Origin of the sequence: Actinoplanes sp. NBRC 103695 (assembly GCF_030269485.1) — a bacterium.
In the GTDB taxonomy this organism is placed as follows: domain Bacteria; phylum Actinomycetota; class Actinomycetes; order Mycobacteriales; family Micromonosporaceae; genus Actinoplanes.
Map to the genome: position 1 here is coordinate 56976 of NZ_BSTL01000012.1, position 12949 is coordinate 69924.

The window sequence follows — 12949 nt, forward strand, 5'->3', positions numbered from 1 at the left end:
TGGTGACCGGCGGTTCGAGCGGACTCGGCCGGGCCACTGCCGACCAGTTGGTGAGCGCCGGGGCGACGGTGCTGGTGCTCGATCGGCAGAAGCCTCCGGCGGGCGCCGTCGGCTCCGGCTCCGGCTCGATCCACTTCGCGGAGTGCGACGTCACCGACGAGGCGGGGGTGCAGCGCGCGTTCGAGGAGGCCTCGGCACTGGGCCCGATCCGAATCGTGGTGAACTGCGCCGGCATCGGCGATCCCCAGCGCGTGCTGTCCCGGGACGGTACCCGCAAGCCGCTGGCGTCTTTCCTGCACGTGCTGAAGGTCAACCTGGTGGGCACGTTCACCGTGCTGAGCGTCGGGGCCGAGTTCATCGCGCGTACCGAGCCGCGAGACGGCGAACGCGGAGTCATCGTGAACACCGCCTCCGCGGCCGCCTTCGACGGCCAGATCGGCCAGGCGGCGTACGGCGCGTCCAAGGGTGGCGTTGCGGCGATGACGCTGCCCCTGGCCCGCGACCTGGCGCAGTCGCTCATCCGGGTCGTTGCCATTGCTCCGGGGATCTTCCACACCCCCCTGATGTCCACTCTGCCGGAAGCGGCGCAGGTCGCGCTGACCGAGCAGACGCTGCACCCGAAGCGACTCGGTCAGCCCGAGGAGTTCGCCGCCCTGGTCGAGCACATCGTCCGCAACCCGATGCTGAACGGCGAGGTCATCCGACTTGACGGTGCCGTCCGGCTGGGCCCTCGATAGCCGCGACGGCCGCCCTCAATAGCACAACGCCGACTTCCGATTCTGGAGCGTCCCCATGTCGTTGGCCCCTGAACTCCCACATCCGTTGCCCGCGGACGCCGCTGCTGCGCGCTCCGCGGTGCAACGGCTGGTGGCCCCGCGGTCGGTCGTCGTCGTTGGCGGATCCGCCCGTCCGGAGGCGTTGGGCAACCGGGTCGTGCGAAGCCTGGTCGACGGCGGCTTCCCCGGCGAGATCCACGTGCTCGGCCGCCGGCCGGCCACGATCCACGGACTGTCGTGCGTCGCCAGCTTCGACGAGCTGCCGGACGCGATCGACCTTGCGCTGCTCGCCGTTCCGTCCGACCGGCTGCTCGAGGCGGTCGACTCCTGTGCCGCCCGGCACGTCGGCGCCGCTGTGTGCTTCGCTTCCGGGTTCGCCGAGCTCGGCGCTGACGGCGTCCGCCATCAGGAGGAAATCGCGCGGCGCGCCCGGGCCGGCGGTGTCCGCCTGCTAGGCCCCAACTGTTTCGGGCTGCTGAACGCGGCGGGCCGCCTGTCGGCGCTGCTCGCGCCGATGCCGTCAACGCCCGTGCCCGACCCGGAGCATGGGCCCGGGGTGGCCGTCATCTCGCAGAGCGGCGGCCTCGGCACGCTCGTCGCGAGCAGCCTCGGCGGGCGCGGTGTGCCGATCTCCCACCTCATCGCCACCGGCAACGAGGCCGACCTCGGGCTGACCGATCTCCTCGAGTATCTCGCCGACGACGAGTCCACCGGAGCCGTCGCCGTCTACGCCGAGCAGATCCGGGACCCCGGCCGCTTCCTCCGCGCGATGCAGATCGTGCACGATCGACGCAAGGCCGTCGTGCTGTTGCACCCGGGCCGCCGCGACCGCGCCCGGGCGGCCATGGAGTCACACACGGGCGCCCTAGCCGGCGACCACTCGGTGATGGTCGCCATCGCCCGCCGCGCGGGCGTCCTCGTCGTCGACACCACCGAGGAGCTCATCGACCTCGCCCAGCTTATGCTGCGCTTCCCGACCCCGCCGCACCGTGGCGTCGGCGTGATCACCCAATCCGGGGCCATCTGCGCGATCGTGAACGACGCGGCTGAGGACCTCGAGCTCGACCTGCCCGAGCTCAGCCCGGCGGCCGCCGGCACCCAGGAGCCGCCACCGGTCAACGACATGCGAAACCCGCTGGATCTCGGCACCGGGACGATCTCCGATCCCATGATCATCGGCAAGGCGGCCGAGCGTATTCTCGCGGACCCCGCCATCGGCAGCCTCCTCGTGTCCAACCCGGATGCTCAAGATCCACTCGACTCGATCTGGCTCGAGACACTTGTCCCGCTGCTCGCCGGCTCGGCCAAGCCGATCGTCTACGTGAGCCAGAACGAGGCCGACCCGCCGGCCGGCTTCCGGCGTCTGCTGCTGGACCACCGGGTCGTGTTCCACCGGTCGCCGGAACGGGCGCTGCGGGCGCTGGCCAGGGCGACCGAAGCGGGCGCCCGTCGCGCCATCGGCCGGCGGGAGGTCGATGCGACGGCTCGCGTCTTACCGTCCGCGGACGGCGGCGTCCATCCGGAGTGGGCCGGCAAGCAGTTACTGCGGCAGCTCGGTGTCCCCGTTCCGGACGGCGCGCTGGCGCGCACCGAGGACGAGGCGGTCGCGGTCGCTGAACGCATCGGCTATCCGGTGGTGGCCAAGGCCCAGTCGGCGGCGTTGTCCCACAAGAGCGATGCCGGTGGCGTCGTCCTGTCGATCGCCGACGCGGACGCCGTCCGCACCGCCTGGACACGGTTGCACGAGGGCATCGCGCGGGCGAAACCGGGGCTGACCCTCGACGGCGTCCTCATCGAGCGGATGAGTGCTCCCGGGATCGAGCTCGTCGTCGGCGCGAGGCGGGATCCCCAGTGGGGACCGGTAGTCATGGTCGGCGCCGGCGGTGTCCTGGTGGAGCTGCTGGAGGACGTCCGGCTGCTGCCCCCGGACCTGCCCGAGCCGGCGATCGCCGACGAGATTTGCCGGCTGCGGGTCGCTTGGCTCCTCGGCGGATACCGCGGCGGCGCGCCCTCCGACATCGCCGCGGCCGCGCACGTGGCCGCGCTGGTGAGCGATCTCGTGCTGGCGACGCCCGAGATCACCGAGATCGACATCAATCCCTTGGTCGTATTTCCGGAGGGGCAAGGGGTGGTCGCGCTCGACGCGCTGGTGACCACCGCCCGCCGTCCCCGATGAGTAACCCGCACCACCGCCCGACGAGGAGGCCCACGATGGTGGCGAAGCAGCCCGAGCTTTTGGCCGCGACCGATCAGACGATCGACGACGCCGTCAAATACGCGGATCCCCTGGTCTTGCGCGGTCTGGTCTATCAGTTGACCGCCGATCCGGACCTGCTGCCGATCGAGGTCGAGATGGCGAACTTCGGCATCTCGGAGAGCGTGACGCTGCGCCGGGAAGCCGACGCGGCGATGATCCGGGAGAAGGCGGCGGCCTACCTGAAGGCGTGCCGCGACGCCGGCGAAGGCGATGTCCCGCTGGGCCCGCGGGACCGTCTCGCGCGCAGCCTCGCCCTCGTCGCGGGGCAGGAGATTCCCCCGGCCGAACTCGACATGTGGGTGGAGCAACTCGCCGTGGACCGATTCGCCCGTGGCGTCGAATGGGGGGAGACGCCCACCCAGGAGCAGATCGACGGGTACTCCGTCGTGGTGATCGGGGCCGGAATGGGCGGACTGAACGCCGGGGCGCAACTCGCCCACACCGGCATCCCGTTCATCATCCTGGAGAAGAACTCCGAGGTCGGCGGCACCTGGTACGAGAACCGCTATCCGGGCGCCCGCGTCGACACGCCCAGCCGCACCTACACTCACGTCCTCGGCGCGGACTTCGACTACCCGTCCCCGTTCTGCGTGCAGCCGGAGAACGAGCGGTACGTGAACTGGATCGCCGATCATTTCGACCTGCGCCGCACTATCCAGTTCGATACCGAGGTGCAGTCGCTGGTATGGGACGAGGACGCCAAGGTCTGGCAGATCACGGCACTGCAGGGCGGCCGCCGGCGGGTCTGGCGGGCGAACGTCGTGATCACCGCGGTCGGGTTCCTGTCGCGGCCGAACATTCCCTCCGTGCCCGGCATGGACGACTTCACGGGCCGGCTCTTCCACACGGCGCGGTGGCCGTCCGACCTCGACCTCACCGGAAAGTCGATCGCGGTCGTCGGCAGTGGGTGCACCGGCTATCAACTCGTGCCGGAGCTGATCAAGCGGGCCGGCCACGTCTACCACTTCCAGCGGACCCCGAACTGGGTCTTCGACGTGCCTGGATACCTTGCCCCCTATCCGCACCAGGTCAACTGGCTCGACCGCAACTTCCCGTACCTGGTCAACTTCATCCGTCTCCAGCAGTCTTGGTCGCGACGCCCGGACGCGACCCGGGCGGCGAACGAGATCGATCCTTCCTTCACCGACCCCATCGCGCTGAGCCCGGCCAACAAGGCCGTCCTCGACCAGCGGCTCGAGTTCATGCGCTCCAAATTAGCCGACCGCCCGGACCTGATGGCCAAGATGATGCCGACGGCGGCGCCGCTGTCCGCGCGGCCGGTTCTGGTCGACCGGGACTACAACATCTACGACGCAATTCTCGACGAGGACAAGACCACCCTCGTCACCGGCGGGATGCAGAAGGTCACCGCGACCGGCGTCATGGCCGAGGACGGCACCGAATACGAGGTGGACGCGATCGCGCTGGCCACCGGATACCGGGCGAACGACTTCCTCTGGCCGATGGAGGTGCGGGGCCGCGACGGCGTCACCACCGAGCAGCTCTGGGCCAAGGACGGCGCCCGGGCCTACCTCGGCTGCCTCCTGCCCGGGTTCCCCAACCTCTTCGTGCTCTACGGCCCCAACACCAATGCGAACGTCGGCTTCGCCGCCATTCACCTCGAGGAGCTGGTGACCCGGTTCGCGGTGGCCTGCATCGCCGGCCTGATCGCCGAAGGCCAGGACACCGTGGAGGTGACCAGCGACGCCTATGCGCGCTACAACGACGAGCTGGACCGCAACATGGTCTCCAAGATCTTCCTCGATCCGCGCGCCAACAGCTACTTCACCAACGGATTCCACCGCAGCGCCACCAACGGCGCGATCGACCCGCGGATCCTCTGGAGATGGTTGCGTCACCCGCGCCGCACCGATCCCGACCTCACCGAGGACGGCGATGCGATCAGCCCGCGCTTCGGGCTCGACCTGGTCGTCGAGTAGGAAGGACCGGGCCGATGGGCGCTCCTGCCGTGGACCCCGGGGTGCAACAGTTCCTTGATGCGCTTCCGGCCTCACCGCCGCTGACCGGCGAGACGCTGGCGGCCGCCCGGGCGGCGATTCCGCCGCCTCCACCGCCGTCGGGACTGGTCGAGCACGCCGATCTGACCATCCCCGGCGACCCCACGGTCCGGGTCCGGCTCCACCGCCGCCTGGACGTCGCGGCCGAGTTACCGGGCATCCTCGCGATTCACGGCGGCGGTTACGTGATGGGCGACGCCGCCACGGACGACGCGTTGTTCGAGCAGTGGTGCCTGCGGTTCTCCTGCGTCGGGGTCTCGGTCGACTACCGGTTGGCCCCGGAGACGCCCTATCCGGGACCGCTCGACGACTGCTACCGCGCGCTGCGCGCGGTGCGGCAGCGGTCGGCCGAGCTGGGCATCGACCCCGCCCGGATCGGCATGTTCGGGGTGAGCGCCGGCGGTGGCCTGGCGGCGGGTCTCAGCCTGCGACTGCGGGACCGCGGCGAACCCGGTGTGGCCTTCCAGGTCCTGCTGTACCCGATGCTCGACGACCGGCAGGTCACGCCGTCCAGCCGATGGACCGACGTCCCGCGCTGGGACCCGGTCGCGAACCGGTTCGGGTGGCGGTCCTATCTGGGCGCGATCGACGGCACGCCGGAGGTACCGCACGAAGCCGCTCCGGCGCGAGCCACCGACCTCGGCGGACTGCCACCGACGTGCGTGATCGCCGGGACCGTGGACGGCTTCTACGACGAGGACGTTGCCTTCGCCGAACGGCTGCGCGATGCCGGCGTCCCGGCCGAACTTCACGTCTTCGCCGGCGGCTGCCACGGCTTTGCCACTCCGGCCTGCCAGGCGCCGCTCGCCATCCGTGCCCGGCAGGTCATCGACGACTGGCTGGCCGGTCACCTCGAGGGCCCACGTCCCGCCGGCCCGGTGGCGCAGGACGAGCCGTTCCACGCCGCGACGATAAGGAGAACCGCATGAGCACACGTCGATTCGAAACGCCGGACCCGGAGCTCGACCTGCTGTACCGGGATCTGGCCGACCAGGACCTCCAGCCGTTGTGGGAGCTCAAAGGCCTGTTGACGCCGACTCCGACGGTGCGGTCGGTGCCGCACCGGTGGACGGCGAAGGAACTGCGCGCCCTCGGCGAGCGGGCCGGGCATCTCGTCCCGATCGACCGTGGCGGCGACCGCCGGGTGCTGGCCTGCGCGAACCCCGGGCTGGACGGCGCTCCGTACGCGGTCTCGACACTGTGGGCGGCAGCGCAGTACCTCGGCCCGCACGAGGTGGCGCCGGCCCACCGGCACACGCCCGCAGCCCTGCGCTTCGTGCTCGAGGGAACCGGCGTGTGGACCTTGGTCGACGGCGACCCGCTGGCGATGTCGGCCGGCGACCTGATCCTCACGCCCAGTTGGAGCTTTCACGAGCATCACAACACCGCCGACCAGCCGATGCTCTGGATGGACGTCTTGGACCTGCCGATGGTCGCCGCCCTCGAGGCGGTGTTCTTCGAGGAGGGGCCCAGTGAGGAGGTGGAGCGGCTGACCGCGACCGTCTCCGACTCCGAGCGCCGCTACGGCAACCCCGGACTGCTGCCACCGCCCGGCCTGCGCGCCCGGCCCCGGCACTCGCCGCTGCTCGCGTACCGATGGGCCGACACCGACCTGGCGTTGTCCCGGCGCCTGGACGCCACCGGGGCGGAATTCGCCACCCTGGCGTACGTCGACCCGACGCGCGGCACGGACGTCATGCCGACCATGCGGTGCGAAGCCCATCGCGTCCGCGGCGGGTCGCGCTCCCCGCTCGTCCGGCAGACCGGCTCCCGGATCGCGACCGTCTTCCGGGGCAGCGGGGTGGCGGTAGTCGGCGAACACCGCTTCGACGTCGCACCGGGCGACATCCTCGCCATTCCCTCCTGGACGCCGTGGCGGCTCGAAGCGCATGACCCGCTCGACGTGTTCTCCACCAGCGACGCGCCGGTTCTGGACGCACTGGGCCTTTACCGGGAGGAGGAACTGTCGTGAGTGCCGCCGACCCGCGCCCGGCCGAGCGGCGCATCCCGCTCCTGATCGTCGGTGGGGGCATCGGTGGTCTCGCCGCGGCCCTGGCCATCGCCCGTACCGGCCGGACGGTGCACCTGATCGAGCAGGCGGCCGAGCTCACCGAGATCGGCGCGGGGCTGCAGATCGGGGCGAACGCCACCCGCGTGATGGACCGGCTCGGCATTCTCGAGGCGGCGGAAGCGGTCGCGGTCCACCCGGAAAGGGCGGTCATGCGCGACGCGACGACGGGGGAGACGCTCACCGTGCTGACCCTGGGCGACACCTATCGCCGGCGCTATGGAGTCCCGTACCTCGTCATGCACCGCGGCGATCTGCTGCAGATCCTGCTCGACGCCTGCACCGCGAATCCGCTGATCACCCTGGAGACCCGCCGGCACGTCACCAGCTGCCGGGTGAAGCCGGACGGCGTGACGGTCACCTGCGAGGACGGCCAGGTCTACCGGGCCGAGCTGGTGGTCGGGGCGGACGGCCTGCGGTCCGCGCTGCGCAAGCTGTTCGTCGACGACGAACCGGTCTGCAGCGGGTACGTGGCGTATCGCGGCACCATGCCGATCGAGAACGTCGAGTCCGACGTCGACGGCAACGACGTCGTGCTGTGGATCGGGCCGCAGCTGCACCTCATGCAGTACCCGGTGCGGTCGGGCGCGCTCTACAACCAGGTCGCCGTCTTCCACAGCAAGACCTTCGCCGCCGGCGGCGGCGGGAGCACACCCGAGGAACTGGACGACGCCTTCGCCCCGACCGTCAAGCCGGTCCGGCTCAGCGCGGCTTCGGTCTCCCGCATCCGGCACTGGCCGCTGTACGACCGCGAGCCGCTCACCTCGTTCGTCCACGGCCGGCTGGTGCTGATCGGCGACGCCGCACATCCGATGCTGCAGGTGCTCGGGCAAGGCGCGTGCCAGGCTCTCGAAGACGTCGTCGTGCTGGCCGATCAGCTCGCCGCCCACCCGGATGACCTCGCCACGGCCCTGGCCTCGTACGACCAGGCACGAGTCCCACGGACGACTCGATGCCAGCGGACCGCCCGCCCCTGGGCGGACGTGTGGCACCTCACCGACCCGCTCGCGATCGCGCTGCGGAATCGGATCTTCCGTACCCGAGCGGACGACGACTACAGCGATGTCGACTGGCTGTACGCCGAACTCCCGGCCTGATCCTCGTCCCCGCAACCGTTACCTCGGAGGTCTTCCGTGAAGCTCTGCAGTTTCCTGGATCCGTCCGGCGAGCACCGGGTCGGTGTGGTCACCGCGGCCGGTGTCGTCGATGTCACCACACAGGTCCCGGCCGGCGGTCCGGGCGGTCCCATGCGCCGGCTGCTGGCGGCCGGCACCGACCTGACCACCTTGCGCACCGACGGCCCGGTCGTCGAAGGCGCACGGCAGCTCCCCCCGGTTCCTGATCCCTCGAAGATCGTCGCGGCGCCGGTCAACTATCGCGACCACCAGACCGAGATGAGTCAAGACAGCCACATCGCAGCGCTCGGAGTCTTCCTGAAGGCGCCGAGCTCGCTGATCGCCGACGCCGAGCAGGTCGTGTTGCCGTACCACGATCGACGCTTCGACCAGGAAGGCGAGCTCGCGGTGGTGATCGGTCGGCGGGCCCGCCACGTGCGGACGCAGGACGCGGCCGACTACGTTGCCGGCTACACCTGCCTGCTGGACATGACCATGCGCGGCGGCGAGGACCGATCGGTGCGCAAGAGCTTCGACACCTTCACACCCACCGGACCGCACCTGGTGACACCGGAGGAGGTGGGTCCGCTGGACGACCTGGAGTTGCACACCTGGGTTGGTGGAAAGCTGCGCCAGCGCGCCGACATCCGCGACTTGATCTGGGCAGTCCCCGACCTGATCGGCTATGTCAGCTCTGTCATGGAGCTGCTGCCCGGTGACATCATCGCTACCGGCACACCGGCGGGTGTGGGCGCGGTACACGACGGCGACGACATCACCGTCGAGATCACTCGGGTCGGACGGCTCAGCGTGACGGTGACCGGCAAGGGAGCCACCGCTTGCCCCACCCGCGGCAAGAACAGCGGGCCCCGGCCTCCCGCCGAGCTCACGCCCGCTTTCGAGCGGGGCCGACGCTGACGGTGGGAGGGTTCCACGGCAGATACCTAAACCGCTATAACGCACAAATTTTGTGCATCAGACGCCCTCTCTAGTGGCTTGATGATCTGAGTCGGGCGCGGTGTTCGCCGGGAGTCATGCCGTGGGCACGTCGGAAGGCTCGGCTGAAGGCGTGCGAGGAGCTGTAACCGACCGCGGCCGAGATGGTTTCGACCGGGTCGTCGGTGTCGCGGAGCCGGACCGAGGCAAGATCCATGCGCCAGCGGGTCAGGTAGGCGCCGGGCGACCCGGCCGCGGCAGCTGAATCCCTGCTCCACCTGGCGGCGAGCACACTGGGCGTTGGGCCGGCCTCCGGGCTGCTCAGCTGCTCCGATCGGCCGGCGCGATGGCGGCGGCAACCGCGCGGACCCCGGTGCGGGTGTCGGAGCGGTGCACGACCCAGGTACTCATCGGCTGGATGAGCCCGTCGAGCGGCCGCCACGGCCAACCGATCAGCTGCTGGCTGGCGGTGTAGGACCCGACGAGGACGGCGTCCGCGTCCGCCGCCTCCGCGCTGGGCAGGGCGTGCTCGACGAACTGCGCGAAGATCCAGATCGGGTGAACGCCGCCGGCCATGGCGGCGGCGACCACACCGTCCTGCTGGGTCGGGACCTGGTCGCGCGAATGGATCAGGATGCGGAGACCGTCGAGGTCGGCGACGGTGTAAGCAGCGCGTCCGGCGAGCGGGTGGCCGGGGCGCGCCGCCATGCCCAGCGGTTCCTGCCACAGCAGCCGCGCGGTCAGGTCGCCGACCGGCACCTGGTGGACGATCGCGACGTCGAGGCGGCCACGCTGAAGCAGCCGCAGTTGCTCGGTGCTGCCGGCTTCCATGTAGCGAACGGTGCAGCCGGGCACGTCGGTCGCGAGCGCGCGGGTGGTGGCGAGGATCCAGTCACCCGGTATCCCGGGTGGGAGGCCTACAGTGACGATCTCCTGCGGCCGGGCCTCACCGGCCAGCACCTCGCCGGTCGCGGCGGCGAGGGACAGGAGCTGGCGTGCGTGTCCCAGCAGGGCGGCGCCGGCCGACGTCAGGCTGACGCCGGTGCGGGTGCGCTCGAACAGCTGGTGGCCCAACTCCTCCTCCAGCGCGCGGATCTGCCGGCTGAGGGCGGGCTGGGCGATCAGCAGGTGGGCGGCCGCGCGACTGAGGGAGCCGCGGTCGGCAATGGCGACGAAGTAGCGCAGGTGGCGTAGCTCCACCACGCCATCCTGCCCGGCCATGCCTCCGGGGCATGGCCGGGGGTGCGCGATCGGTCCTGGACTCGGTCCGTCGGCGTGACCTTTACTGCGAGGCATGACGGTGAATCTCGGGATCTGTTCGGTGTCGTTGTTCGACCACACCCCGGATCAGGCCATTGCGACCGCGGTGGCCGCCGGGTACGGCGGCATCGAGTGGCGGGTCACCGACGCGGGCGCCGGAGCGGGCACCGACCGGTTCGACGCCAATCTCTGCACCCTAGCGCCGGGCGAGGTGGCGGAGGCGGTGGCGGGTTGCGTGAGCGCCGGCCTGACGGTGATCGGCCTCGACACCTACGTCGACTCCGGCGACCGGGACAGCGCCGAGCGGGCGTTCGCCCTCGCCGCCGCGACCGGGGTGCCGTGGATCCGGTTCCGTGCCCCGTGGCGCGACGGCACCGGTTTCCGGCAAGCGTTCAGCGCGGCCACCGCGTTCGTCGCGTACCTGGAGCGGCGCGGTGCCGTCCATGGCGTCCGCGCCTTGCTGGAGCTGCACCAGCGGACGATCTGCCCGAGCGCGTCGCTGGCCCATCGGCTCCTTTCCGGAACCGATCCGGCCGCGGTCGGCGTGCTCTATGACGCCGGGAACCTGATGATCGAGGGCTACGAGGACCATCAGATCGCGCTCGAACTGCTGGGTCCGTACCTGGCGGGAGTGCACCTCAAGAATGTCGCGTTCGACCGTCCACCGGGCGGCGGGGTGTGGCGGCCTCGCTGGTCCCCGCTCGACGACGGCGTGGTCGATGTCGCGGGGCTGCTGGCGGCCTTGGACGCGGTCGATTTCGACGGCTGGGTCTCGCTGGAGGACTTCAGCGATGACCGCTCGCCTGCCGACACGGCACACCACAACGCGGCGGTGCTCGCTCGGCTGAGCGTCGGGACGCCGTCGTGACCGCGATAGAGCCGGTTGCGGTGGTGACCGGCGGCGCCGGTGTGCTCGGTGGGGCCATCGGTGCCCGGCTCAGCAGTAACGGAAGCGCTGTCGTGCTGGTGGATCTGGACGCCGGCGTCGTCGCGGCCCGGGCCGCCGCCATCGCCGCCGCTACCGGGCGGCCGGTGGCGGGCTGGGCATGCGACGTCACCGATGCCTCCGCCGTCGCCATCCTCATGCGGCGTGTCCGGGACACCTTCGGCCGGCTCGATCAGCTGGTCAACAACGCCGCTGTCACCGGGCACGGCGGGCTCGCCGGGGTGACCCGGGAGAGCTGGGAGGTGGTGATGGCGGTGAACGTATGGGGGCCGGCCGCGCTGTGCCAGGCCGCGATCCCGCTGTGGAAGGCGACCGGCGGCGGTCGGGTCGTCAACATCACCTCGCGGACCTGGGTGAGCGGCGGGCCGGTCGCCTACACCACGTCGAAGGCCGGGATGGTGGGGTTGACCCGCTCGCTTGCGGTGGAACTGGCGCCGCTGAACGTCACGGTGAACGCGGTGGCACCGGGCATGGTCGCCACCCCCCTCACGCGAAGCGGACGCTCGGAGCAGGAGTTCGCCGAGTTCAGCGAGCGGCACCGGGCCATCACCCCGTTGGGGCGCCTCGCGACCCCGGACGACGTCGCCCACGCCGTGGCCTACCTGGCCTCGCCCGGCGCCGGCTTCGTCACCGGCGAGGTGCTGCATGTGTGCGGTGGCGCTCAACTGGCGGCGACCCCGTGACCGGCCGGCCCGGCATCGTGCTGCACTACGACGACGGCGGCCCGGGCGACCGAGGCCCCGCTGCCGCGGACACGCCGATGGTGCTGGTCCATGGCTGGCTGGGCTCGTCCGACGCCTGGTCGGCGCAGCTGCCGTTGTTGCGCTCCCGGCGCCGTGCGGTCGCGGTCGACCTGCGCGGACACGGCGGGAGCGACACGCCCGGCCACGGGTACGGGACGGCGGACCTCGCCGCCGACCTGGCCGAGACAGTCGAGCACCTCGGTATCGCGCCGGTCGTCGTGGTCGGCCATTCGATGGGCGCGTCCGCGGCCACCGTACTGGCGGTGCGCCGGCCCGACCTGGTGCGCGCGCTGGTGCTGATCGATCCTGACTACGCGGGCGACCCGGCGGGTCGGGCGCTGCTGCAGTCGATCGCCGACCGGCCCGACGACGACGCCGTTCACGTGGGGGTGATCGAGCTTTTCGCGCGCCGGATCGACGCCGCGACGACCTCCACTCAGCTCCGGGACCGGCACCGGCGCGAGGTCATGGCTGTGGCGCCCGCGGTCGTGACCGCCAGCCTGCGGGCGAACATCGACGACCCGAGTTCGATCCGCTTCCGGCCCGCGGCTGAGCCGGTGCTCGCCCGGCGCACGCAACCGGTCCTGTCCTTCCACCGCGACGGGGAGCGCGCCCGGCTGGAGGAAACGCTCGCGACCCATCCGGCGTCGCGAGCCGTCCTGGTACCCGGCGCGGGGCACTGGATCCACCAAGAACAGGTCGATCTCGTCGACGCGGAGACCGAACGCTGGCTCGCCTCACTCGACTGACCGCGACTCGTCCGCGACGAGAGGAACCATGAACATCGAACCTCGTGGCCGTTCCACCGCGGCTCATCGCAGACCGTCCGT

12 protein-coding genes are annotated in these 12949 nt (G+C 71.1%); 10 read left to right on the forward strand and 2 right to left on the reverse strand.

Going from position 1 to position 12949, the window contains the following annotated elements; genetic code table 11:
• Positions 1-2 precede the first annotated feature (2 nt).
• The 7 genes from QSK31_RS22205 to QSK31_RS22235 are packed head-to-tail and all read left to right on the forward strand — an operon-like array spanning position 3 to position 9152.
• On the forward strand, positions 3-737 hold the full coding sequence (locus tag QSK31_RS22205; RefSeq protein WP_285686203.1) for an SDR family NAD(P)-dependent oxidoreductase: 735 nt from the start codon (positions 3-5) through the stop codon (positions 735-737).
• Between the two features lie 55 nt (positions 738-792).
• Positions 793-2952, forward strand: coding sequence for an acetate--CoA ligase family protein (locus QSK31_RS22210; RefSeq protein ID WP_285686204.1), 2160 nt, complete (start codon positions 793-795; stop codon positions 2950-2952).
• A gap of 35 nt (positions 2953-2987) precedes the next feature.
• Positions 2988-4973, forward strand: coding sequence for a flavin-containing monooxygenase (locus QSK31_RS22215; protein WP_285686205.1), 1986 nt, complete (start codon positions 2988-2990; stop codon positions 4971-4973).
• A gap of 14 nt (positions 4974-4987) precedes the next feature.
• On the forward strand, positions 4988-5980 hold the full coding sequence (locus tag QSK31_RS22220; RefSeq protein WP_285686206.1) for an alpha/beta hydrolase: 993 nt from the start codon (positions 4988-4990) through the stop codon (positions 5978-5980).
• Positions 5977-7023, forward strand: a complete 1047-nt coding sequence (locus QSK31_RS22225) for a cupin domain-containing protein (RefSeq protein WP_285686207.1) — start codon at positions 5977-5979, stop codon at positions 7021-7023. Before QSK31_RS22220 ends, QSK31_RS22225 begins: the two co-directional genes overlap by 4 nt.
• The gene (locus QSK31_RS22230; RefSeq protein ID WP_285686208.1) at positions 7020-8216 is read left to right on the forward strand and encodes an FAD-dependent monooxygenase; all 1197 of its coding nucleotides are present in this window, start codon (positions 7020-7022) and stop codon (positions 8214-8216) included. Before QSK31_RS22225 ends, QSK31_RS22230 begins: the two co-directional genes overlap by 4 nt.
• Positions 8217-8252: 36 nt before the next feature.
• Positions 8253-9152, forward strand: a complete 900-nt coding sequence (locus tag QSK31_RS22235) for a fumarylacetoacetate hydrolase family protein (protein ID WP_285686209.1) — start codon at positions 8253-8255, stop codon at positions 9150-9152.
• Positions 9153-9222: 70 nt separating this feature from the next.
• On the opposite strand, the gene QSK31_RS22240 is transcribed toward QSK31_RS22235, so the two are convergent.
• On the reverse strand, positions 9223-9462 hold the full coding sequence (locus QSK31_RS22240; RefSeq protein ID WP_285686210.1) for a helix-turn-helix domain-containing protein: 240 nt from the start codon (positions 9460-9462) through the stop codon (positions 9223-9225).
• Between the two features lie 29 nt (positions 9463-9491).
• Positions 9492-10391 (reverse strand): LysR family transcriptional regulator, encoded by a 900-nt coding sequence (locus QSK31_RS22245; protein ID WP_285686211.1) that lies wholly within the window; start codon positions 10389-10391, stop codon positions 9492-9494.
• A gap of 73 nt (positions 10392-10464) precedes the next feature.
• Here QSK31_RS22245 and QSK31_RS22250 point away from each other — a divergent pair, with 73 nt between their 5' ends.
• From QSK31_RS22250 to QSK31_RS22260, 3 genes are read left to right on the forward strand one after another with little or no spacing between them, the layout of a single operon-like run.
• The gene (locus tag QSK31_RS22250) at positions 10465-11298 is read left to right on the forward strand and encodes a sugar phosphate isomerase/epimerase family protein (RefSeq protein ID WP_285686212.1); all 834 of its coding nucleotides are present in this window, start codon (positions 10465-10467) and stop codon (positions 11296-11298) included.
• Positions 11295-12059 carry an SDR family NAD(P)-dependent oxidoreductase gene (locus tag QSK31_RS22255; RefSeq protein ID WP_285686213.1) on the forward strand — a complete coding sequence of 255 codons (765 nt, stop codon included), beginning with the start codon at positions 11295-11297 and terminating at the stop codon, positions 12057-12059. Before QSK31_RS22250 ends, QSK31_RS22255 begins: the two co-directional genes overlap by 4 nt.
• Complete coding sequence (locus tag QSK31_RS22260) at positions 12056-12868, forward strand: alpha/beta fold hydrolase (protein ID WP_285686214.1); 813 nt, start codon at positions 12056-12058, stop codon at positions 12866-12868. The genes QSK31_RS22255 and QSK31_RS22260 overlap by 4 nt, the downstream gene beginning before the upstream one ends.
• The last annotated feature ends 81 nt before the right edge of the window (positions 12869-12949 follow it).